Below are 25628 nucleotides of genomic sequence, written 5' to 3' on the forward strand. Positions count from 1 at the left end.
CGAAAATAGCAAACATATAACCCTTCGGCTTCCGACCAGAACGAGACGTTGGCAGAATCAAACGCATGACGCCACTCGGGCTGATATGGAATGACTTCGTTTTTCTTAGTCCAGTGAATTCCATCAGCTGAAACAAACGCGAAAAGTCCCCGCCCCGCTTCTTTGAGGCCACGCTTGTCACCCGGTCCCGGATAGCCGGCCAATGCCTTGTAGCGCTCGCTTGGGTTTATTCCACTTCGTGTGTCGAGAAAAGGAGTGAAGTTTGTCAGGAAGGGTGGCTGCTTTGCCAGAATCACATTGTTCTCAAATGTCCCGTTTACCTGATGCAGGCCCAAGATGGGAAAAGTCCATTCGTGCCCGTCAACACTTTCCGCATAATGTACCGTCTCGCCTGCGTGACCTGTGTGTATCTTTCCTTTGAAATTGCGATCCGAACCGCGCCAGTAGGCCTTGTATCGATCACCGTCCTTGATCACCGTCATCATATGCCGTTCGGGAAGTGGTGATTTGGGTCGCGACGCTTTCACGGGGTTATGCAGCCTGAGTTCAGCTTGATGCATCCGGTCAATTAGTAACTTATCGACAAACAGTTCCCGCTGCGAGCCTATATCGATGGGCTGACTCCAGGCTGTGAGTTGGATCAGAAGCACAAGTGCAAAAGTAAGAAACGCTGGAGCGACACCAGTGACGATTTTTTTCATTGGAAGCATGTTTTTCATATGATGTGTATACGAATAAAATTCAACGACTCCATTCAAGCCATTGGAAAAAACTGTACTCCAAGTAACACGATAACAAAGCCAACAACGCCCATTAGAGCGGTCATAGGTGTGATATATTTCAAAGTTTCGCCTTCGGTCATGCCGCTCATTTTACCAATCACCCAGAAGCCGCTGTCGTTCATCCAGGAGAGGGGTTTGGAGCCGCAACCGATTGCTAACGCCAGATAAACCGGGTGAAAGCCAAGAGTCGTTGATTCCGCGATGCCTCCCAGAATTCCGACTGTAGTGATCATGGCGACGGTGGAAGACCCCTGAGCTGTGCGAATTGCAGTCGTAATCAAAAATGCCAGCGTCACCAGCATTAAAGGGGAAACTTGAGGCAATGATTCAATCAGATTACTCACCCCCGTCTGTTGCAGTACGCCGCCGAAGGCACCACCGGCTGCGGTGATCAAGATGATCACGCCTCCCGTCGACAGTGAGGCCTGGATCGAAGTCGAAAGAGTACCTAAAGAAGACTTCTTCTGACGAATCAGGGTCAGCAGCGCTATTACCGTCGCGATGCCCAGCGCCATGTTTTTATTACCTAACGTCAAGATCAACGATTGTATTTCGGGGGAACAGAGACTTTTAATGGATTCGAATTTTAACATCGTCGAGCCGGCGATTAAAAGTACCGGTAAAAGAATCGGCGTGAGTGATAACCAGAGCGAGGGTAAGTCTTCCAGTCGACTGGAAGCCAACCTTGTGAGATCTTCCTTCGTGACATCAGCAGAATCGCGGAATGGTAAGACACAGCGGCTATTGACAAAAATTGCGTAACCCAGTCCAAACGTCGCAGCGATACTTCCCACAATCATGCCTCCGATCATCATCGTAGCGATATCCACGCCCAACTGCTCTGCCACAAACAAGGGGCCCGGTGTGGGAGGTACCAGAGAATGGGCCATAGTACCCCCGGTGACAATTGCCAGCACATAGAGCAGATAGTTCTTGCCGGTTCGGAACCGCATGGCTTTACCCAGCGGAATCAACAGATAAAAGACCGTATCAAAAAAGACGGGGATCGCTAATAAAAATCCACTGGCCATAAACGCCAATGGTGCCAGTTTCTCACCGACGAAGTTGACGGCTGAACGGACAATGCGTTCCGCAGCTCCACTTTCGAGCAGACACATTCCAATGATGGCCGCCAATGCGATCAAAATACCAATTTTCGCACAGGTGGAACCAAAGCCGGCCGCCACGCGTTCTCCCACTGATTGTTTTCCCTGCATGATGGCTGCCTGATAATTCGAGGGGGTAACAGCAAAGTCATCTAACCGAATCTGACGAATGGCACTGTCATCGCGCACGCTCAGTTCGGCTAAGATCAGTTTTTTATTGCCTTCCGTAAACTTCTCAGTCACCCGCTCGACTTCTGTTTCCGCGATCGTAATCAGCGGTAATTTCGGATCTTCGGTGCCGAGAATGAGCAGCATCATGCCGGTCTGAATTGTACCGGCCTTGTTGACTTCAGCCACAATCTTGCGGTTATCCTTGCTGACCTCAATAATTTTGAGTTTGTTTTTTCTGAGAGCCGTCTCCTCAATCTGCTGAGCAGGCGTCAAAACCCCTACACAAATGGCACCCGCCAATAACGCCAGGAAGGCATGTAGACGAAAAAAAAGGACCCCACCAACGACGATGGCGACCCCTGATAATATGATAATGATGACCCAAGTACTCTGTTCCATGGTTTTACCAGTCTGGATTTCAGGTTCTGATGATTATTTTCTTGAAAATCACTAAGTTTTTCGACACATTAAAAGAGAAACAGGGTTAGATAGTCATGAGCCAGTCACGTGAGTCTGTCTGACTCCGGGATCGATATCAGGAACCACTTATTCCCTTTCAAATCAGGTGAAAAGTCATGATGAGTTTTTCTATGAAACGCGCGACACAAATTGTTTGCATTTTTCTGTTTAGCGTGTCGATCCTATTATGCCACTCTTCCACATTCGCGGCAACAAAGAGTTCCTCACAATCGAAGAAACGACAAAGAGTCGATGAAACCACCCTGGCGGAGCAGGTGGATCAACTCATTGAAGCCGAACTCAAAAAATCAAAGATTCAACCGGTTAAACTGGCAAATGATGAAGATTTTCTCCGCCGCGTCACCTTCGATCTGGCAGGTAGAAAGCCGACGACTTCAGAAGTCATTCTGTTTGGTTTGGATTCCAATCCGGAAAAACGAAAAACAATCATCAATGATTTACTCAAATCAGAGGAATATGCAGTCAACTGGGCTCGGTATTGGCGCGATGTGATCTACTTGCGCGCCACGAATGCACGTTCACGAATCAATCAAAATGAATTTGAAGAATGGATGACAACCCAACTCAGTGAAAATAAGAGTTGGGATCAAATCGCTACTGACTTAATCACTGCGACCGGTGAAGTACGTAAAAATGGAAATACAGCTTTGATCTTTGCACACCAAGGCGATCCCGCAGAATTGGCAGCGGAAACTTCACGCATCTTTCTGGGAATTCAGATTCAATGTGCTAACTGTCACGACCATCCAACCGATAAATGGAAACGAAATAGCTTCCATGAACTGGCTGCATTTTTTCCCCGAGTCCGAGTCCGTCCGGTACGCGACGCCATGCCCCGCTCCTTTGAAGTTGTCTCTGTGGATCAAGGCAGCCAATATGATCGACGGTTACAAATGCTTGAAGACCCTTCACCGCTATTTAAAGCATTTGACCGTAACCGAGATGGAAAACTAACGGAAACAGAAGTCAAGCGATCTCGTTTAGCGAGAAACTTTGAGCAAATGCTTTCGCGTGGAGACTCGAACGCAGATAAAGCATTGACAATCAAAGAAATTAAAAACATTGCTCTACCAGCAAATACCCGACGCGCCACACCTGAATATCTGATGCCTGATTTAAAAGACCCGACTTCGGCTGGAAAGGTCGTTCATCCGGTGTTATTTGTAGGCACGAAAGCGCCTCAAGGTCTCAAAGACATCGAACGGCGGGAAACACTTTCAAAATTTTTAACATCGAAATCCAACCCCTGGTTTGCTCGGGCAATTGTCAATCGTCTCTGGGCGGAAATGTTGGGCGAAGGATTTTATATGCCCATCGATGATATCGGTCCGGAACGAAGTGCCGTCCATCCGGAAGTCTTGGATGCTTTGGCAGATGGATTCACAGCAAACGGATACGATCTGAAATGGCTCTGCCGTACCATCACGAATACGCGAGCTTATCAGCGAGGGATGCAGAAGAAAACTGAAGGTCAAATTCATACACCGTTTGCCGCACAATCCCCCACGCGATTAAGAGGAGATCAGATTTTCACAGCGATCACTCAGGTGTTTGGAGTGGATGATCTGCAGGCGAATCGCGGTGGCGGTGATCGACGCTATCGAGGAAACCGAACTGCCCGTGGTCAATTTAGTACTCTGTTTACATTTGATCCTTCAACCGCGCAGGATGAAATCACAGGCGACGTCCCTCAGGCATTGTTCATGATGAATTCTTCCACGATTAACAATCTACTGGGAACGAACCGTAATACCAAACTGGCGCAGATCGCTAAAGAATTCCCAAATAATAAAGATGCCATTCAGGAATTGTACCTGCTGACACTTTCGCGAGAGCCAAGCAAAACGGAAATGAAAATCTGCCAGGACTATATCCAATCGACGGACAGCCGTAATGAAGCACTCGAAGATCTGATGTGGAGTCTTGTCAATTCCAGTGAGTTCATTACCAAACGTTAAAAATTCAATAAAATATTATCGATCACTTTCCATTTAAATCACTTTCATCCCTCACCAAGAGGAGTTTTCAATGAGTCTTTATCACCACGCACATATTCAAACACACCGCCAGGGTTTTTCGCGTCGCAGCTTTTTGCGAAACGCTGCACTCGGTGCAATGACTGCAGGAACATTGAGTTTTCATGACTTGATGAGTGTTTCTGCTGAAGAACTGCGTCAGCAGGGACGTTCAATGATTCTACTCTGGATGGCGGGAGGCCCGAGCCATTTAGAAACGTTTGATCCAAAACCAAAATCGGCCAGTGCGGGTGAATTGAAAGCGATTCAAACCTCGGTTTCCGGAATCGACATTTCTGAAAACTGGAAAAACACGGCAAAAGTGATGCAGGACGTCGCTCTGATCCGTTCGATGACCAACAAAGAAGGCAATCATCAACGGGCATCCTATCAGATGCATACCGGTTATATTCCGTCTGGCAGTGTGAAACATCCGAGCCTGGGTTCCAATATCGCAAGGGAAATTGGAAACCGCGAGTTGGATATTCCTACGATCGTCTCGGTCGGTTCCACAGATGGTGCCGGTTTTCTAGGTGTGGATTATGAACCGTTTAATGTCTCCAACCCGGGAAGTATCCCTAATAATGTAGCGGCAACTGTACCTAAGAAGCGTTATCAGAAACGTCTGGGTTTATTGGGGCGTCTGGATTCGGAATTTGCAGGCCGCGGCGGTGAGGTCGTCGTAAAGAACCACAGTAAAATTTATAACAAAGCTTCTTCTCTCGTGATGAGCCCACAAACAAAAGTATTTGATCTGAGCCAGGAATCCGCATCATTACGACAGGAGTATGGGGATAATAATTTTGGGAAAGGCTGCCTGTTGGCCCGCAGACTGGTAGAAGCCGGTTCTACGTTTATTGAAGTCCGTTCGAATGGATGGGACAATCACCAGAATATTTCGGAAGTGATCACGCCGATCTCAAAGCAGGTCGATACCGGGATGGCTGCATTGATTGCCGACTTAAAATCACGTGGCATGCTGGAACGAACTCTGGTTGTCTGGATGGGTGAATTTGGTAGAACCCCTAAAATCAATCCGCGTGCAGGACGAGATCATTACCCACGCGTATTCTCAGCTGCGATGGCGGGGGGAGGCGTTAAAGGCGGACAAGTCATTGGCGCCTCAACTCCAGATGGCTCAGCCGTTGAGGATCGACCGGTTACAACAACCGATCTGTTCGCTTCCATTTGCCACTCTTTGAAGGTCGACCCTAAGAAAGAAAATATGAGTCCGCTGGGACGTCCTATGAAAATTGTCGATGGTGGCAAAGTCGTTACCGAACTGTTTTCATAAATAATCACATCAACAGGAGTCTCAAAATCAGTTTGAGGCTCCTGAAGCGGCGGCTTCTCTGAGTGCCTTGGCTTGCGCGACGGAAGTATCAAGCGAGAGCGTGATGGTCACGGACCAGCGTCCATCCTCATCTGCCACAAATTCCCAGTGAGGGATCACAACCGAACTTTGATGCACCAGTTCATATCCACCTTCTGACTGGCTGATCGTTTCGATCGGGAAAGTCCAGATATTGGCGGGAGAGGATAAATCGAGAGCGGCATCCAGCCCCAGCCATTCATCGACCAACCCGATCCGGTCAATTTTTTCCAGGTCTAACTTGGATTCCAAGGGTCCCAGCTGTTTCCCCAGATGATTGTAATAATAACGGTCATCAGCGCCGGCTGCCATACCTGCAAAATTGAATTCGACTCCAAAATGGAGTGGGACTTCGGCTGGCAATTTCGTCAATTCATAGTGAAATTCCAATGTACCCGCTGCATTTTTCGCTAACGAAACTGTCTTGGTTAATTCCACCTGATAAGGGCCAACGTGTCCCTTGCGCACCATACGTACTTCGCAATAGTCATCTGCACGACGTAAAGAACTTAGATAAACGCCTTGTACAAAATCGCCGACCTCTCCCCCACCATCAATGACGGTCTGCAGGTCGAGCCCCGGTTGAAAGAAATGGTCGACTAACGACTTTCGTGGTGTATGGTCATATTGCAGTTTTTTGTGCAGATCGGGTTGTTTAAAGCGAACCGCATTATGAATTTTTCCCAGATCATCCCCGTTCTGACCTGCATTCTGTTTTTCTTCTCCCGCCTTGCGAACGATTTCATGATAAGGTTCGGGACGACGGTTCAAAGTTGCGAGGATATTCTGTTTGGCTCCTCGGACATCCAGTTCATACAGGTGCCCTCCATTGGCCGGTGAAAGGAAACCGACGATCCGGTTGCTTGCAAGTCGAACTTCTTGACGTGCATCCAGGTTAAAATCAGCAGCTTCTACTTCGATCCAGGTTGAATCTTGATGTGTGATTTTTTCCAGTAACGTATCTGCCGAGATTAAATGCTTATAGATGGCGTTCCGCAGATGTGGTAGATAGAGCCCACCAAAGGCGCCGTGCCAATAAGCGCAGTTACATTGAGCACGATACAGTTCGGTTCGCGCTTCGTGCAGAATCGGTGAGTTCTCGGCTTCGACTCCGGTTGTCTCCAGACTTTGTAGTCGCGTACTGACTTGTAACATCCGGGAATACATTTCATTCAGTTCTGGATATTTCACTCGGAAGTTACGCCAGAAGCCTCCACGCAAATAAGGCTTTAAGCGATCGAAGCCTTCTATCTCAGCAAACTTTTCTTTCAAGTCCGCCAGTTCAAGTTGCCTTTCTGAAGTCAGTGCCCATTCCGTCATTTCACGATAGCTTGCATCAGGAAGATAGCAACTACCTAACGGCGAGACGGAATCGACGGCTTCGGAAAGCGTGGTCACTTTTAACCAATCGCTGTTTTGCTGCAGCAGATCTAGAAAACGTTTTAGCCAGCCATCTCGATAAACATGATCATGAGTCCCGGGCCAGGCACCGAACTTTTCTCCATCATCACCAAAAACAACCACCGAACCCGGATGATGGTCCGCCACTTCTTTCAGATAATGGATCGTTTCAACGGGATCAGCAAACGGGATCTGATAACGCAAGGTTTCGTTGTCAGGAAAGATTTTGAGCAAACGGCCTTCGTCTTCCGACAGATAATAGCCGTGCATTTTTTCAGCGCGAATTCCAGCTGCGCTGAAATGAGAATCGTCGAGTAACGTATACTCCATGCCGGCGTCGACGAGATCGGATACAAAAGACTGCTCCCACACACGTTCCGGTACCCACATTCCACGGATAGGAGTGCCGAATAGTTTCTGGAGATAGTCTGTGTACGCGACAATCTGCCCGATTCGATCACAACGGGGAATGCCTGCCAGAATAGGTTCGTAAAATGGCCCCCCTAAAATTTCGACCTGGCCGGAATCAGCTAACCCTCTTACACGATCAATATACTCAGGATGTGCATCGACCAGCCATTCTATCAGACTGCCCGAAGTATGGAGAGAAACAGGGATCTCGGGGTATTCTGACAGTACATCCAGAAACGGTTGATAGCTGTTTTGATAGGATTCTTCAAAAACCCCTTCAAAATTCCCGACTGGCTGATGGTTGTGAATGACTAATACGAGCCGAAGTCGACAGCCCATGGGCCGCATCCTTTCATCCGTGTAAAACACAGAAATATCGATAACGTTAGAAAGAGAATAGACTGATTAAACCAAGCTCGTGGGTCGCCTGCCCCACTACTACGTTTATCATTGATCCCGCAAGGTTTGTAATGAATTTGACTTATAGTAAAGCCAATCATTCAAACATCATAGAGGACTTTTTAAGATAATAAAATCCAAGTCCCCTGAAAATCGATACTCACGAACCCGAAATACTGTCGAAGAAAGGCCAATTGTTAAAGCAGGCAAGATTTCACCAGTTTTATTAACTGGTTCAATTCCTATTTCAGCAACGATTTCTCTATTTTATCCCGAGGTTGTCAGAGATTATGACGGGAAGCCTTTGAGGATGAAGTCTGCAGTGAATATTCAGAATTCGAGCTGTTTTTTGAGTTGTTCAACAGCTTGTTCGGGAAAGACAGGGTTGATGAACATATTCGTAGAGAGTTCAAAACCCGCCAGATGTGCCAATCGGGGATAAATTCGCAGACTCCATGTATAACCTGTCTGCTCCTCAGTATTAAAAGGGGGTGTTTGAATGACAAAGTTAAAATCATGAGTTCCCAGAATCTTTTCCAGAGCCAGTAGAAGACGTCGGCTGAGAGCGGCGAGATCCTCCAGTTCCTGATCACTGGAGTGATCGAAGTGTGTTTTTAAGGTCCGCGGTATGATCCATGTTTCATAAGCAAACCGACTGGCGTAGGGACAAATCAGATCGAAATGTGGTGTCGAAGTCACCAGCCCCGAATATCCGCTCGGTAATTCTTGCGACAACGCTTTAAACAGCGAACTCCCTTGCTCCGCTAGATAAAGCCGTGCAGCCTGAAGTTCCTGAAACATGGCTTGAGGCACAATCTGGCTGGCAATCAGTTGCGAGTGAACATGTCCCAGAGAAGCACCGCCCAGAATTCCCTGATTCTTGAAGATGATAACCGACTCCAGTTGGGGATTGCCCCGATGGGTAACGATCCGTTGCCGATATGCGCGAAACATATTCTGAAAGCAGGATAGTTCCAATCGCGTCATCTGTGTTTCATAATGCGGACATTCGACTATGACTTCATGAACACCATACTGATTTTGATCGGTTGAATTTTCACCATTCTGAGTCAGCGCGGGATACTTATTTGCTATCACCCTCAGGCTCCATCCAGGCTGGTCAGGTTCACTTTTCGGATGACGTACTGCGTATAATTCAGAGGTTGTGTCCGATTCTTTCCCTTCCGCAAAAGGGTCGGCTTCAATTTGCTCTTTTGTCTCATATTGCGCGTCAGCATTCGTGATCATTATTGGACGTTTGGCACGTTCCGGCGCGAAGATCGTTGTAAAACCCGTTAGTGGATCAGTGCGAATCACAGACATTGAGAACAGTTAATCTAAGTGGGACAGATAAAGAATCATTAACTAACAGACATGTCATTAAGAAGCCGAGACTGATTCGTTATTTTGATTGCGGAGGATGCAGGCACGTTGATAAACCGACAGGTAATTTTGAGCACTGTGTTTCCACGACCAATCTTTTGTCATACCGGTTTGGATCAGTTGGTTCCAGATCTGTTTGTCAGCATACATCTCCAAGGCGCGACGCATTTGTCGATAAAGTACGGTCGCATCAAAATGCCAGAATGAGAGGCCGTTTGCAGTTCCGTTTTCGAGATTCTTTTCGGTAGCATCCACTACGGAATCAGCTAATCCGCCAACTTCATGCACGAGAGGAACTGTTCCATAATTCAGGCTATACATCTGGTTTAAACCGCAAGGCTCAAATTGGCTGGGCATCAGAAAGAGATCCAGTCCGGCTTCAATCTGATGCGCCAGTGTTTCATCAAAGCCGATATAAGTTGCTACCTGATCGGGGAAACGTTTTGATAGATCGGTAAACGAAGCTTCGTGATAAGGATCTCCTGTTCCCAGAAAGATCATCTGCACATCGTTTGCCAGCAGATTTTCTGCCGCATCCAGGATCAACGAAAATCCTTTCTGATCTGTCATGCGGGAAATCGTACCGAAGAGTGGGACGTCAGGTCTTTGCGGCAATCCCATTCGTTCCTGCAAAGCTGCTTTACAAAGGGGTTTCCCTTTCAAAACGGAGTGCTCATTATAATTTTCCGCGAGATGCGGATCGATTTCCGGATTCCATTCACTCGTATCTACGCCATTTAGAATACCCACCAGATGATCGGAGTGAGAATCGAGAACGCCATGCAAACCATAGCCAAATTGTTCTGTACGAATTTCTTTCGCATAGGTAGGGCTGACCGTTGTAATCATGTCTGAAAAAACAATGCCCGTCTTCAACAGGTTAAGTTGACCAAAGAATTCCATTTGATGTCGATTAAAATATTTCCAGTCGATGCCGGTCAGCAGCATATCCCAATGCCAATATTGTCCCTGAAACGCCATGTTATGAATGGTAAAAACGGAGGCTGTTTTTTCAAAACCGGGCCGTTGCTGATACTCAATTTTCAACAAGGCTGGTATCAGCCCCGTCTGCCAGTCATTGGCGTGAATCACATCTGGTTGCAGATTCAGTTTTTCCGTAAATGCCAGGACGGAGCGGCTGAAGAAAATGTATCGTTCACAGTTGTCCTGATAATCACGACCCTGTTCGTGATACAATTCTGGTCGATCAAAATAGCGCGGCTGATCTACTAGATACACGGTGACTTTTGAATCGGGAAATTTTGCTTTCAACAAGCCTGCTTCCACATCTTTACTACCAACAGAAATCGTGACTTTTTCCGGGCACGCTTCGAAATCCTGGGATGTAAACCCTCTCTTAGCTGTGGATTGAGGGTAATAAGGCAAAAACAAGCTCACTTCATGTCCTGCCTCTGCCAGCGCTTTCGATAAAGCGGAAGCCACATCGGCAAGCCCACCTGTCTTTGCAAATGGAATGGCTTCGGAACTTGCTACAACGATTTTCATAAATTCCCAATCTCTTCGTATTCCAGATCCACGAGGATGCCTACAATAGTATATACGACATTATCGTTCAAAAGGAACGGATCTGTAAACACAAGTAGACATCAAAGCCTGTATTCGATCTGACGATTCGGAAAAATAATTTATGAATTCAGGAGTTTAACCACTTTCATATTAGTGTCGGATGATTAAAAGGTTGTTTGATCCCGAAAATTGACACCTGGGTCCCGGTGCTGATTTTTCCTGGATGTTCAGTATTATTCGCTGACTTCTGCAGGAAATAAAGGTTATGTAATTGCAGATCAATTTCAAATTCGGGATAGTATGATCTGATTTTCGTTTATCTAAACCTGCTTCAAAGAACATCGAAGCATTCAATGAGTATGACGAGTAAACTGGAAACACTTTGATATATCTTCTATTCACAGCCCTTCAAGAGTTCTATTCCGAATCTTAAATACTGTTATGAACGATCCTTCGATCTTGAAAAATCAATCGACTTCTTCAAACTTACCGCAGGATGAATCTCCACAGTCAGATCCTGATTCTGCACTGCTCATGGTATCACAAAATAAAATTCGACATGATGCTGATACATGGGAACTACCGGCTGAAGAAATCACACTGCGAATTCGCTGGTTTGGCTTATGTGTGGGCTACGTACTGGTCAACTTCGTCGGCAACGATTCTGCAATTCAGATCACTCAACTCAACTGGATTTTGACGCTAGGCGCCGTTTACGCTTTGGCAGATACGTATTTCAGTTTTCGTGGTCGAGTTTTTCTGGGTCAGTGGCCGATGTTCATCTCGATGATGGAGGCTTTATTTATCGGCCTGCTCTGCCATTATGATACTGGTCTGAACAGCCCGTTTCGTTTTTACTATCTGCTCTCTCTGATTGTCTGTTCGATACGACATTCCCCTTCGATTGCTTATATGACATTGGGACTTTATTTTCTCAGTTTTACTGCGCTGCTGTTTACAAGCCCTTCCGTTCCTGAAGACTGGTTAACACAATTGCTGTTGATGATTGTCTGGATGGGTTGGGTTGCCTGGGCCAGTATTGCCTTTTCCAGGCTGGTAAAACGAACGAGTATGGAACTCTCGATTGCCAATGCGCAGCTCAAACAAAATCAGGAATTTCTGGAAGAGCGAATTGCGCAACGCACGTCCGACCTGCAGGAATCACAGGCTTTATTGATTCAACAGGAAAAGCATGCCGCTTTTGGTTTGCTGGCAGCAGGGATTGCCCATGAAGTCGGAAATCCACTAGCGGGTATCAGTTCTCTGGTCCAGCTATTGAATCGACATAATAATGACGAGTACACCTGCAAACAACTGGTGGAAGTCGATGGACAGTTAAGAAGAATTCAACGAATTCTACGGGAATTGATCGATTTCAGTCGGCCTGCAACGAGTGAACGAAATCGCTGCAATATTAACGATCTGATTACAGAGTCGTTAAACATTTCCAAATACTACAAGCGCAAAAAGGGGAAAAAAATCATCACCCATTTTGCCGATAAATTACCCGTAGTCAATGTCGTGCGAGATCAGCTTGTCCAGATTTTCCTCAACTTGATACTCAACGCCATGGATGCCACTGAGGAAGGGGAATCGATCGAAATCACAACAGAAGCCCGATCTGGAAAGATATTAATCTCAGTTCAAGATAGTGGACACGGTATCCGTTTGGAAGATCAAAAGAAACTGTTTCAGCCTTACTTTACTACAAAGGCCCAAGGCACAGGGCTGGGCTTATTTGTTTGTAAAAATATTCTGGAAGACTCCAGTTCCGGTACCATTGAAATTGATGAAACCGTAAAAGATGGTGCAAAGTTTATCGTCTCACTTAATTGTGAGGAGTTGAATGGCCTGGCGGACATTCCTCCAGGACAGGCGAATGAACTCAAATTTGTAACAACATGATAAAAAAACAGGAATCACCCCAACGTGCAACTGAATCGATCTGTGCTGATAGTTGAAGATGAAGAAGTGATACGTACTTCATTGGCAGAGTACCTTAATAGCGAAGGTTACGAAACCATGCAGGCTTCTACGGTTGCCAAAGCGCTGGAGTTGGCCAGAAGTCGGGACTTTAACGTCGCCATTTGTGATGTGCAATTACCAGACGGAGATGGTATCGAATTGCTGAGAAGACTACAAAATATCAAACCAAGTATTTTTGTTCTCATCATTACTGCCTACGCCACCGTCGAAAATACAATATCCGCTTTCAAAGCCGGGGCCTTTGATTATCTGGTCAAGCCGGTCATTTTTGATGACCTGTCACATAAGCTCAATCGTTTATTTGAGTATCAGAAAATTTTCTATGAGAATCAGATTCTGAGAAGAGAATTAGCGCGCAGTCCCGGAATGGAAGAGATTGTCGGCAGTAGTAAAACTTTACAAAACCTGCAAAGCACAATTCGTAAAATTGCAGCCACCAATTCCAATGTACTCCTGTTTGGAGAATCTGGTACCGGGAAAGAATTATTTGCCCGTTCGATTCACTCTAATGGTCCGAACCGTGAACAACGTTTTCTGGCAGTGAATTGCGGCATGCGTCCGATTGAATTACTGGAATCGCAGCTCTTTGGCTCTGTAGGAAATTCATCGCAATATCCTCAGGCAGAACAGACAGGCGTTTTCAAAAATGCAGACGGAGGGTCTGTTTACCTGGATGAAATCTCTCAACTGCCAATGGGAACACAGGGAAAGCTGCTACGTGCCATTGAATACGGAGAAATCCTCCCATTGGGAAGTGCAGAACCGGTAAAAGTGGATATCCGCTTAATCGCTTCTACAACACAGGATCTGTCGGAGATCGTTAAAAAAGGAGAGTTCGAAGAAGATCTCTTCTACCGGCTTGACGGAATGAAGATTCACATTCCCGCGTTAAGAGAACGCGTCGATGATGTTCCCGAACTGGTGGAATATTTCATCACGAAACATTCCCGAAAGATGGGAAAACGAGTCACCGGAGCAACCAGTGAAACAATTCGTACGTTGATGTCGGCAGAATGGAAAGGCAATGTTCGTCAATTGGACAATGCCATCGAACGTGCCGTCATGATGTGTGATGATACGCTGATCTGCCTAAACGATCTACCGCCGGAATTGCATCAGAAAGAGCCTCCCCTGCCTGATGTTGATGACTTGCGACTGGCTCTAAGACATTACGAACGGATGCATATTACGCGCGTATTGAAAGACAGTACAGATAAACGCGAAGCGGCCAAGCGATTGAAACTGGGACTTTCCAGTCTTTATCGTAAAATTGAAGAACTGGATATCGAACTCGAATAGCAAGCTTCGTTAATAGCTTGTGTCCAGTTTTATTGCAGCGTCTCCAAGGATATTTGAAACGAGTATCTTAGAATCAAAGGCGCTATGGTAAAAAGGGATGCGCTTTAGCTGGTAAGATTCGGCTTTACGGGCTCAGAAGTTTCGACTGTATTATTCTGCTGCGCCGGCAGATAATAGTTATGATACCCGTCTCCTGAGCCATAGTCATATTGGCCAAATTTCCCGGAAAGAACACTATTTGCGATGATTCCAGACACTTTGATTCCGTTCGTTTGAATGATTTGCTGTACTTTTCGGATCACTCCATGCCGGTTCTTATCGATGCGCACTACCAACAGAACACTATCCACTGCCGAGGCAATCACAGAGGGATCACTGACAACGACTAGAGGCGGCGTATCGATCAAAACATAATCATATTCATTTCGTAACTGCTTTATCAAAACTGTGAAATTTGGTGCCATCAACATTTCGGATGGATTTTCCGGAAGCGTTCCCGCAGTCATCAGGGACAGATTACTTATTCTGGTTTCACGAATCGCAGTCTGTGAATCAATCTCATCCGCTAAAACATCTCCCAATCCAATCCCGTTGACGATCCCGAATAATTTATGAATGGTAGGACGTCGTAAATCAGCATCAACAATCAAAACCTTGCGACCTGTCTGAGCAATCGCTAAAGCCAGATTGGAAATGGAAGTGGTTTTACCATCACCTGGCTCAGCGCTGGTCATCTGCAGTACTTTGGCACCACTGCGATCCGTTTTCAGCAACAGAGAAGTCCGTAAAGAACGAAATGCTTCAGCTTCCCTGGAAGAAGGGCGATAGTAATACCATAACGCGGAGTCAAATTCACTTTCATCAACGATATCCTCGATTTCACTAAACGCAGGAACTTCGCCCAAAATTGGCAAATGCAACTGATTCCGAAGTTCGTCAACAGACTTCACTGTGGTATCGCGCATTTCTCTGAAGTAGGAAAGTGCCAGAACCAGCCCCAGGCCGACTGCACCGCCTGCCATCAAAAACTTCAATTGGCGTTTGAGCACCAATGCATCTTTGACGGGAGATAATTGTGTCAATGAATAACCGCTGTTTCCTTGAGATACTTTTTCCACGAGTAACTGCTTGAAAATATTATCGCGTTGCAATTTTAATTGTGCGATTTCTTCATTATATGACTGATCGATTACCTGAGAATTCCCTATTTTTTTGGCTAGTTCTGTCTCCTGATTGAACAGTTTGGTCAACTCTTTTTCACGATTCTCAAGTTCTTTTTGTTGCTGTATCATCGATTTTAGATTGATATCTACCAAATCTACCGTTTTTACATTCGATAGTTTAAACTCGCCTTTTTCAAGATTATCAGCTGAAATTTCAATTCCCTGACGTCGATATAAATTGATAATGGTTTCAATGCTTCGATTCACAGCATCCAGATCGGGATGGTTCTTGTCAAAATCTCTTTCCAATCGATTCTTTTGAATCAACAGCGGCATTAAATGCGTTTCGAGTGCCGTACGTGCCCGCTCTGCATGCGTAGGACCTGTACCGGTAATGTTATTTTGATTTGAACTCGAAGCACCTCCTGCTCCATGAGTCTGCGCAATCTGAAACTGTTGAGCGAGCATTTCCAATGTTTCTTTTGATTCTCCGCTGGCAATCGCTTTTTTGAGTGAATCGATCTTAGATTTCAGCTCTGTCAATTTCAATAAATTGATTCTGCGTTCATTGTCAATCGCTATGACGCGTTCCTGATGCACGTTGGTACTACCAGCGACGGCAGCTTCAGATCCGGGTGTATTTTCCCAATAGAGGGGAGCATCTTCGCGGAATTTTTTATACTCTTTTTTCTTTCGTTCCAGGTCGCCCAAAATCTGCTCGTTTGCCTGATCTAACTGTTCACGAATTTCGGCGGTATTTTCCTGACGGACCTCATGCAGGTATCGTGAGTAAGCATCAACAATTGCTTGTGTGATAATCTTGGCATCTTTCGAGCGCGGATTTTCATACAAGATATCCAGGATATTCAGAAACGCTCGGTCAGTACCGGAAATGCGTTTTACTTTCAATGAGCCCAGAATTTCTTCCGTGGGATCAGATTCGCCAGCCAGTGAGGGTAGTTCATTGAGTTTAGCCTCTTTGACGGCTTCACCAACGATTCGCGGACTTTTGATGACATCAATATGAACTGACAATTCACCAAAGGTCTGATTGGCACCCTCTTTGATCGGACCGGGATTCTTCTGTGAAACCTGCACCTTCGTGTTCGCAGAATAGATGGGCCCTAACCTTATGTAGGCAGCCTGACCCAAAAGGAGCCCCAGCGCCAATCCCGCAATCAGCAGAAATTTATTTCTCAGCAATAACCGTACAATATCGACGCCTGGCCCGGAAGCACTGACGTCGGCATGATCGTCCATACCATCGATTGCAAAATCGGAATGATTCTCCAGAGGTTGAAATTCTGTATTCACGAAACCCGGTCCTGATCTATTGAAGCAACGACTGCTCTTCCGCTAAAAAGTGTGATATACCCTGCAAGAGTGTGATCTTTGATGACTGATTGATCAGCAACCGCCCAGACAGGTTTTTGATTCCGATTTGATATATTCTTCATACCAGGTAATCGTTCTACGAAGCCCTTCCTTGATATCTACAACGGGTTCGTAACCCAGATCCCGTTGTGCAGCCGAAATGTCAGACCAGGAATGCAATACATCTCCCGTACGTCGAGGTTGAAAATCGGGATCGTATGGTTTGTCTAACTGATCACAGATAAATTTCAACAGATCAATTAAATTCAATGAGCTTCCACAGGCAACATTATAAACATTACCAGAAACTTTTTCCGCATCAGCCTGTGATGCCAGAATATTCGCCTGTACGACATTATCCACATACGTGAAATCACGCGACTGAGTACCATCTCCATAAATCATCGGTCGTCGCCCTTCGAGCAATGCCGATGCAAATAGAGGTATCACGGCTGAATAAGGACTGTTGGGATCTTGGCGCGGTCCAAAGACATTGAAGTAACGGATACGAACTGTTTCCAGATCATAGGAATTGGCAAACGACTGACAATACAATTCTCCCGCTAATTTTGCTGCCGCGTAAGGAGAGAGTACTTCTGGTGCCTGTCCTTCATGCTTGGGCATTTCTTTCTGATTCCCATAGGCACTGCTCGAACCAGCGTAAACCACACGCTGCACACCTAATCGCCGGGCGGCATCTAATACATGAACCGTTCCTGTAACACAGGCCTCATGTGTATCGAGCGGATGATCAATACTGCGAGGCACAGAAGCCAGCGCCGCCTGATGAAAGATAATGTCGGTACCTTTCACAGCCTGTTCGACCGCTTGTAAATCCCGCAAGTCACCTTGAATAAATTCTACATGATCTTTGATATGCTCCAAATTCTTTAGAGCACCAGTGCATAAATTGTCAAATACTCGTACGTTATGCCCGTCTTTTACCAGACGCGTTGCCAGATGAGAACCAATAAAACCTGCACCACCGGTTACTAAATAATTTGTCACGTTATTAATCCCTGCATTGATCTTTATGTACTGGGCTCACACATAATTTCATCAGATGCCTGTCCCTGATAAAACCGGAATTACCCATTTCGATACCTTCAATGTAGCATTTCTTTCGTAGGGAATTAGCCGTGAATTCCCAGTATTCCTCTTAAATTTTATCGAACATCCTAAGCCGAATACCTTACTCCGTATTATAAACAGGCATTTCCCGTACAACCAAAATAATGAGCAGTCCGAACCCATTAATGGCAGTCGATTCAACTGGAAGTATAGAGAGATAATGGGAAAATTCGCTTTAATCGATACACGAAACTTATGTTATAACGGTCATCGACATTTTGATGATTGCGCCCATTCGTCGGAACATTTTCGCGCTATTCAGACAAGAAGATTTACTGCACGCCAGGTCCGAAAGGAGAAAAGCGGGCGATCATAATCCCAGCGGCAACAGAAGCATTTAAAGAATCGACTATCCCCGTCGGCGTCAAGCGACATACGACATCACATTGCTCTAACGTTAAACGCCGCAATCCTTTCTCTTCATTTCCGATGACGACCATCCAGGGACGATCCTGTTGATAAGCAGAGACGTCATCTTCAGCATGCTCGGACGTCCCCATAATCCAGACACCCGACTTTTTGGCTTCGGTAAGTGACCGACTTAAATTCGTTTCCACGGCAAAAGGAACCGCTTCCATTCCACCAGAGGCAACATCGTAAACGGTAGCATTGAGAGGTGCCGAACGGTCTTTAGTAAGCACAATGCCTTTCACGCCGAAAAAAGCAGCAGTGCGAAAAATGGCACCGATATTATGCGGATCCTGAATACAATCTAAAGCCAGCCAGAGTCCTTTCACTTCCGTTCCCGCTTCCGCTTCCGCGAAAATGTGATTCAGAGAAGAAGATGATCGGGGTTTGACCAATGCCATAGAACCAGCGGTACGTCGTCCCTGATCTTCCGACTGTTTGCGCTTCATCTTCTGAGGTGTGGACTTTTTGATCACAACAGGAATTCGATGACTGCGCGCCTCGTCTGCGACTTCACCCCAGTTCCCTTGCAGCGAACCGGCTGAAAGGCGGATCTCAGTGACATCAATCGGACGTGACTGCAATGCAGCCAGTACGCTATGAGGATTTTTTAACTCCAGAGCCACAAAATAACTTTCCTGAGTAGACAACAGGGATAAGTAAAGAAGATCGCAATACCTTTGCGCGGAAAAGAAAGGTTAGGGACTCTTAATGACAGATTCAAGGAGTGCGTGTCTCAGATTGTTTGTTATCTGAGAGATTTTCCGGTGCAATCTCAATTAGATCCGTAGACTTGATTCGGTTCATTCCCGCTGAAGTATCATCCGAATTGGAAAGCAGTTGATCATCAGAAATCGACATCTTCACAGGCACGCGAGCTGTAAACTTACTCCCCCGACCAAATTCGCTTTCAAGAAACACTTCTCCATCCAGCAATTTTGAAAGCTCACGGATAATCGAAAGTCCCAGACCGGTTCCCTCATACGAACGCGTTAATGCATCGCGTGTTTCCGAAGACGATTTTCCCTGGCGGAATTTTTCGAAAATATTTTCCTGTTCATCCAGGGGAATGCCGATTCCTGTATCTTCGACAATCAAGTCCATCAGATTCGAGTTATCCGCGCAGAGTTTCGCTGAAACGTTAACACGACCTCCTTCCGGTGTAAACTTGATCGCGTTTGAAATCAGGTTATTCAAAATCTGCTGAATCTTGATGGAATCCTGAAAGAGGATCGGGATTTCAGGATCGATCTCTGAAGTCATTTCAATGTTTTTCTTGTCTGCCAAAGGCATCATTGTACCTACGCGGCGTTCAATCAGATCTGCAATGGCAATCTCCGAAAGTTGCAGTTCCATTTTACCGCTTTCGATCTTGGCAAGATCGAGAACATCATTAATCAATGCCAGCAAATTTTTACCAGACATTTGAATGTTGCCAACATATCGTTTTTGTTTGTCTTCCAGATTATTCGAATTTGCCAGCAGGTCACTGAATCCAAGGATACTATTTAAGGGAGTCCGAAGTTCATGACTCATCGTCGCCAAAAACTCGTCTTTCAGTTTATTCATTTCGTATAGCCGCAGGTTCACCTGAGCTAATTCATCGACTTTCGTATCCAGGTCAGTATTAACGGTTCTTAGCTCTTCTTGAACGGTTACGAGATGCCGCAACATGCGGTTAAAGGCATAGCTTAGCTCTTCGAATTCATCTCCCGTCCGAATATCGGCTCTTAAGTCTAGATTCCCTTGTGCGATTTGATCACTGACATCTTTTAAGTGCAGAACCGGTTTAACAATGACATAACGCACGATGGCATAAGCGGCCATCATTGCCAGAACCGCGGTAACGAGGGCGGAAGCCAGATTGATGGCTTTATTCCAGGCCAATGCCTGTTCTACTTTCTGTAAAGGAAAACGAATATTTACTATTCCGATCAAGTCCCCCAGCTCCAAATCCTGGTCATCGCGCAGTCGGTGACAATCCACGCATGATTCCGTAGCATGGATCGCACCATAATATTGGAATTTTCCCTCAGACTCATCCCGATAAAAGACTTCCGATTCGCCCTGCTTGATACTTTCCAGTGCTTCATAACCGGCACTGTCGATGGGGCGTTCTTTGGAATCGGCACTGGATGGGTTGGATTTGAAGACCGCCCAACTATAGTCTCCCAGATCTTTTGACTTGACTGACTGGGCCATTTTCTCGATGAGCAGGATGTATTGATCGTTTGATTCAGACCATTTCCAATGCTTCTCCAGAATGATGGGAGCAACCAGTAAACGGGCCGAGGTAATGTTCTGATCGTCGAGTACTTGATTATTCAACCAGGTATTCAATGAAAAACTGGCGGTAATTAAAACCATCAAACCACCACCAAACAGAAAGCGGCACTTTCGTTCGAGGTTGGTTTCGCCCAGTAATTTTTTGAAGGCACGATACGACATGAAGTTCCAGCAACCATATGGATCAGAATGAGATTAACGGCTCAAGCCTCATTATTATTAACCGATCTTAAGCCAAAATCGTCAAAATAGAATAGTAAGATTCCCTTAATCTGAAGGCAATTCACTGAAATTTAGTGAGATTTCATGAATCACTATCGCCACAAACTGTAATCCGCCGAGCCTGATTTCGTTTAATTCTGTCAATTACCATCTTTATTTTCCTGACAACACGGACAGAAAAAGGTGGAACGCTGTGCTTGAACGGTGCGTATGATAGATGCCCCTTTGCAAGAAGGACAACCTTTCCCTTCCCTGCCATAGACACGGTGTTCGTTTTGATAACTTCCCGATTGATTCAAGGCATTACGATAAGTACCATCCCCAAGTGTCGAACCTTCATAACGAATCGCCGTTTTTAATATCTGGTTCATCGCTTTGTGCAATGACTGTACTTCATCAGCCGTTAAATGTCTCGCTTCGCGTTCCGGATGGATCTGACTCATATGCAAAATTTCACTGGCATACAGGTTCCCAATACCGGCAATCATTTTTTGATCTAACAAAGCCACCTTAACTGCGCGGCTTGTCTTGGCGAAACGTTGCTTTAGATCTTTCAATGAGACCGCTAAAGCATCAGGGCCTAATTTCAGTGGTCCTAAATCATTGAGCAATTCAGATTTCCGATAGAGGCGTACGGTTCCCAGACCGCGACGATCCCAGAACCAGAGTGAACTCTGTGACCTCCCTTTTTTTAAAAGCCATTCCAATCGCAGATGACCTGTTGAAGGAGGATCTGACAGTAACATCAGTCCAGTCATCCGGGGTTCGATCACAAAGGAATCTTCATTCTCCAGATCTAAAATGACCCGCTTGGCCAGACGCCTGACATTGACGATCTTTTGATTTAAAACCCGTGATCGAATGGCTTTAATGCCGGGAGTCATCGTAATCGGCTTACAATGAGAAGGACATTTCCGAAATTCGGAAATGCGATGCCCCTCTACCGAGCCTCGAATTCCCCGGACCATAGTTTCAACTTCTGGTAGCTCTGGCACGGATTTTCCTTTTGTATCACATATATTTATTGTAAAGTGAAAACAATATTCAACGATGTGTTTCTATTCTACTACTTGTAACTGTTCTTTCGATGTCAGAGCTGAGCTGAAATAGGAAGACCAAGAAATTTAAGATTACGCTTGACGTTGGGACGTTCTTGGACGATCCTAGATCATAAAGCCCATATATTTCCCAGCTTGTGAAATGTATACATACGAACCCGTTCATTAATCTGTTAGTCATCAGTGCGAATCGGAGAGCGTCCATGCGCCCTAATTACCCTCGAGTAGGCTCAAGTGTTGTTCCAGTTCTGGCAACCATAGCCTGTTTATCTATCATACTTGCAGTCACCTATTTTCTAGTGATCAAATCGGATGAAGTGATTGTAGAGCAAGCACAGGAAGAAATTCAGCTAGAACCTGAAAGCCCTCTTGTGCTTGAAGTACAGAAGACAGTGACAGCCATTCCGGAAGTGCCTGCCAAAACAATAGTCGAAACGCCACAAGCCTCTCCCGAAGAACTGATCACAGCGCATCTGGAAGCAGGCGAATTTGGTAAGGCAATTGAAACCGCCGAAACCGTTTCTGACCTGCATCAACGAACGCAATTGTTAAAGATGGTTGTTCAGGCGCAGCTCAAATCGGGTGACTTTGTTGCCGCATTGGGAACAATTAAGCGTATTCCCCTTGCTGACGAACGAGCCAAAGTAATGGGCGAACGGGCGCAAGCCATGTCTTTGTCCGGGGGTGCTCAGTTAGCCGACTTCACACAGTTAATTGATCTGATTCAGACTCAGACATCAGGGCTCTGGATAGATAGTGGTGATGGCGAAGGTTCCATCCGTCAGTTCGATAGTGGTGTCCGCGTCGATCCTCATGGATTACTTCACCATATCAGTAAAACGGAGCTGAATGGACGATTGGCCGCTTTGGGAATGAAAGCCCGCGAAGCTGACTTGAATAACAACGTTGCCAAAAACAGTCAGTTAAGACTCATATCGCTGACGCGACTTGAAAAAGAAGTTCAGCAATTGATTGAAGAGGGACGTTCTCCTGTAGAAACAATGAAGATGCTGGCAGGACTGACAAAAGTAGAATACATTTTTGTCTACCCGAAAGACCATGAAGTCGTGATTGCCGGCCCTGCAGAAGCCTGGACCTATAATGATCAGGGGTTAGCTGTCGGTATTGAAAGCGGCCGCCCTGTATTGCAACTCGACGATTTAGTCACTGTCCTTCGAACGTTTTCTGATCAGGGAGAAGAAATCTTCGGTTGTTCGTTTGATCCTCGGGCTGAAGGGTTAGCTCGTGTCAAAGAATTCGTTGCCAAATCAAACGCTCGCGGCCCTCTGCGTGCGGGAGCTGGTGTTCGCAACTGGACGAAACAACTGAAAGACAAATTAGGCGTGCAGGATATCACATTGTACGGCGTACCTGACACCTCGCGTGTCGCACGAGTGCTGATTGAAGCAGACTACCGTATGAAAATGATTGGCATTGGTAAAATGGACGCCGGGGATAATATTCCCAGCTACTTTGACCTGCTGGCAAATCACAACTCCAAAGACCCTCAAAACCTCGAAGCACTCCGCTGGTGGTTGACCATGAAATATGATTCCGTTCTGCACAATGCAGAGCGAACCGCTTATCAAGTCGTTGGTTCTTCGGTCTTGTGTCAGTCAGAAAACCAAATCGTGACGAAAGAAGGAGATCGGCTGCAAACAGGTAAAGCGGAAGAGTTGAACCGGGAATTTGCTGCCAACTTCACAAAGCATTATCAGGAATTGGCTCAACGAGATCTGGTCTATGCCGACCTGCAGAACATTTTTGATCTGGCCCTGGTAGCTGCTCTCATGCGAAATGAGCAACTGGCAAATCGTGCAGGTTGGGAAATGAATGCCTTTGCTGCCAACGGCACATATGATCCTGCTCAGTTTGAACCAGCTCATACTGTCGAAACGGTAGTCAATCATCGAGTTTATAACGGAAAAGATGTCGTCGTGCAGGTTGCAGGTGGCGTTCGCGTCGATACACGTTCCGTTGTCAAAAATCAAGATAACCTGAAAGTCTCTGAAAAGGTCGGAACACTCTCCACTCAATCCAAGGCACCAGCAATGCCCGTGGGTCGCTGGTGGTGGGATTTGGCTAACTAATAATCCGAATTCACAAACGATACCTAAAAAACCGCGGCCCGGATTTCTGGCCGCGGTTTTTCTTTTGTCTGCCGCCGGTTACTTCACATAACCCTTAATGCCAACCGGCTTCAATGTTTGTGGAAAATCCCGCTGCGGAACGCGAGCCTGCTGCATCATCTGCTTCAGCTCTTTTACTTTTTCCGGATGCTGCTTCGCAAGATTTTTCGTTTCGCCGATATCTTTCCCCAGGTCATACAGTTCGATCGATTTATTCATTCGGGGCTGGACAGCTTTCCAATTTCCCATTCGAATTCCACGCGTGCGAATTTTATCTTTAGCGGTGTACTCCCAATAGAGATAAGGATGCTTCTTTTGATCCCCTTTGCCGAGCAAAGTAGGCAGAAAAGATATTCCATCTACGTCAACTCCTGCTGGAACTTCGGTTCCTGCAACCTGAGCAAAGGTCGGCAAAATATCCCAAAAGCCAATTTGTAAATCAGACGTCGTGCCAGCTTCAATTTTCCCAGGCCATTTGGCAATGAAAGGCACGCGTAACCCACCTTCGTACATGGAACCCTTATGACCTCTCAGCGGTGCATTCCCGTTAAAATAATCGGTCATGCCTTTCCAGGTGCCACCCTGACCGCCATTATCCGAGGTAAAAATGAGGAGAGTATTATCACGAATCCCCAGTTCTTCGAGCATGGAAACAATTTCGCCGATATGCCCATCCATTCGTGAAACCATTCCGGCAAATGTGACTAAACCATCTTCGGAGCCAATGTAACCGGGACGTGGATCAAGAATTTGAGTCTTGGGAAATTTCCCACGATAGGGACGCTCCGACTCTTCAGGAACAACGAGTTCCACATGCGGAATGATGTAAGGCAAATAGGCAAAAAAAGGCTGCTTGTGATTCTTGCGGATAAACTTTTTTGCATCTTCGTGGATCATATCATGAATATAGGTGCCCCTCTGATTATCTTCATTTTCGGGCAACATGCGCCTTTCTTCATTATGCGAAATCCAGAAGGGATAATAAAAGTGAGCATGAACCTGCAGTAATTGACCTGTAAATTCATCAAAGCCCTGTCGAAGAGGGTGCCCCTGACTTCCTTCATATCCCAGGCCCCACTTTCCAAAGATCCCCGTTGCGTAGCCAGCATCTTTGAGGACTTCGGCAACAGTCAGATCTTCATCGTACAACAGTTGATTCAGATCATTGGCGCGAACTGGAGTATGGCCTGTATGCTGACCCGTCATCAATACGCTGCGCGAAGGCTGACAGACCATCGAACCGGCATAGGCCTGAGTGAATTTCATACCTTCTGCAGCCAGTCGATCAATGTGGGGTGTTTTGATTTTTGTCTGACCATAACAACCCAGCTCAGCGTAGCCTAAATCATCTGCCATGATAAATATGATATTAGGTTTTTTCTTCGCTGAGGCCTCCGAAACAATAGGTGCTAACAAAAACACGCCGCATATCATTGCCAGAATCGAATAGAATTCTCGATACATTATGCCATAACCTTTCCAAGTTTGCATTTCGGTCTCTTTTTGAAATAATTACACAAAGCAG

15 protein-coding genes and 1 pseudogene are annotated in these 25628 nt (G+C 45.9%); 5 read left to right on the forward strand and 11 right to left on the reverse strand.

The window, feature by feature from the left end; genetic code table 11:
- Both Q0668_RS12060 and Q0668_RS12065 read right to left on the reverse strand, forming a co-directional pair.
- A pseudogene (locus Q0668_RS12060) lies at positions 1-701 on the reverse strand (hypothetical protein); the annotation flags it as partial.
- Between the two features lie 53 nt (positions 702-754).
- Entirely contained in the window at positions 755-2458 is a 1704-nt protein-coding gene (locus Q0668_RS12065) for an SLC13 family permease (protein ID WP_298864806.1), read from the reverse strand.
- 176 nt (positions 2459-2634) lie between these two features.
- Here Q0668_RS12065 and Q0668_RS12070 point away from each other — a divergent pair, with 176 nt between their 5' ends.
- Entirely contained in the window at positions 2635-4497 is a 1863-nt protein-coding gene (locus Q0668_RS12070; protein ID WP_298864809.1) for a DUF1549 domain-containing protein, read from the forward strand.
- Positions 4498-4567: 70 nt separating this feature from the next.
- A complete protein-coding gene (locus Q0668_RS12075; RefSeq protein ID WP_298864812.1) occupies positions 4568-5848 on the forward strand; it encodes a DUF1501 domain-containing protein in 1281 nt (426 codons plus the stop codon).
- A 27-nt stretch (positions 5849-5875) separates the two neighbouring features.
- Here Q0668_RS12075 and Q0668_RS12080 read toward each other — a convergent pair whose 3' ends face one another.
- The 3 genes from Q0668_RS12080 to glgA all read right to left on the reverse strand — a co-directional run bounded on the left by Q0668_RS12080 (position 5876) and on the right by glgA (position 11026).
- A complete protein-coding gene (locus tag Q0668_RS12080) occupies positions 5876-8077 on the reverse strand; it encodes an alpha-amylase/4-alpha-glucanotransferase domain-containing protein (protein ID WP_298864814.1) in 2202 nt (733 codons plus the stop codon).
- Positions 8078-8467: 390 nt separating this feature from the next.
- Positions 8468-9460, reverse strand: a complete 993-nt coding sequence (locus Q0668_RS12085) for a DUF4921 family protein (RefSeq protein ID WP_298864817.1) — start codon at positions 9458-9460, stop codon at positions 8468-8470.
- 57 nt (positions 9461-9517) lie between these two features.
- Entirely contained in the window at positions 9518-11026 is a 1509-nt protein-coding gene (gene glgA, locus Q0668_RS12090) for a glycogen synthase GlgA (RefSeq protein WP_298864820.1), read from the reverse strand.
- 462 nt (positions 11027-11488) lie between these two features.
- Between glgA and Q0668_RS12095 the strand changes: the two genes are divergently transcribed.
- Together Q0668_RS12095 and Q0668_RS12100 are read left to right on the forward strand one after the other, a co-directional pair.
- Positions 11489-12952 (forward strand): ATP-binding protein, encoded by a 1464-nt coding sequence (locus Q0668_RS12095; RefSeq protein WP_298864823.1) that lies wholly within the window; start codon positions 11489-11491, stop codon positions 12950-12952.
- Positions 12953-12976: 24 nt separating this feature from the next.
- The gene (locus Q0668_RS12100) at positions 12977-14332 is read left to right on the forward strand and encodes a sigma-54 dependent transcriptional regulator (RefSeq protein WP_298864824.1); all 1356 of its coding nucleotides are present in this window, start codon (positions 12977-12979) and stop codon (positions 14330-14332) included.
- A 104-nt stretch (positions 14333-14436) separates the two neighbouring features.
- Here the strand turns inward: Q0668_RS12100 and Q0668_RS12105 are convergent, their stop codons facing one another.
- The 5 genes from Q0668_RS12105 to mutM form a co-directional block, all read right to left on the reverse strand.
- Complete coding sequence (locus tag Q0668_RS12105; RefSeq protein WP_298864826.1) at positions 14437-16809, reverse strand: polysaccharide biosynthesis tyrosine autokinase; 2373 nt, start codon at positions 16807-16809, stop codon at positions 14437-14439.
- Between the two features lie 93 nt (positions 16810-16902).
- Positions 16903-17877, reverse strand: a complete 975-nt coding sequence (locus Q0668_RS12110; protein WP_298864829.1) for an SDR family oxidoreductase — start codon at positions 17875-17877, stop codon at positions 16903-16905.
- Between the two features lie 395 nt (positions 17878-18272).
- Positions 18273-19034, reverse strand: a complete 762-nt coding sequence (gene rlmB, locus Q0668_RS12115; protein ID WP_298864832.1) for a 23S rRNA (guanosine(2251)-2'-O)-methyltransferase RlmB — start codon at positions 19032-19034, stop codon at positions 18273-18275.
- Between the two features lie 94 nt (positions 19035-19128).
- Positions 19129-20856 (reverse strand): ATP-binding protein, encoded by a 1728-nt coding sequence (locus Q0668_RS12120; RefSeq protein WP_298864835.1) that lies wholly within the window; start codon positions 20854-20856, stop codon positions 19129-19131.
- A gap of 200 nt (positions 20857-21056) precedes the next feature.
- Positions 21057-21911, reverse strand: a complete 855-nt coding sequence (gene mutM, locus Q0668_RS12125) for a DNA-formamidopyrimidine glycosylase (RefSeq protein ID WP_298864838.1) — start codon at positions 21909-21911, stop codon at positions 21057-21059.
- Between the two features lie 266 nt (positions 21912-22177).
- Between mutM and Q0668_RS12130 the strand changes: the two genes are divergently transcribed.
- Positions 22178-24064 (forward strand): DUF1598 domain-containing protein, encoded by a 1887-nt coding sequence (locus tag Q0668_RS12130; RefSeq protein ID WP_298864841.1) that lies wholly within the window; start codon positions 22178-22180, stop codon positions 24062-24064.
- A gap of 78 nt (positions 24065-24142) precedes the next feature.
- Here the strand turns inward: Q0668_RS12130 and Q0668_RS12135 are convergent, their stop codons facing one another.
- Positions 24143-25594: an arylsulfatase gene (locus tag Q0668_RS12135; RefSeq protein WP_298864844.1), complete on the reverse strand. Its 1452-nt coding sequence runs from the start codon at positions 25592-25594 to the stop codon at positions 24143-24145.
- Positions 25595-25628 lie beyond the last annotated feature (34 nt).

Origin of the sequence: uncultured Gimesia sp., assembly GCF_937910335.1 — a bacterium.
Taxonomy (GTDB): domain Bacteria; phylum Planctomycetota; class Planctomycetia; order Planctomycetales; family Planctomycetaceae; genus Gimesia.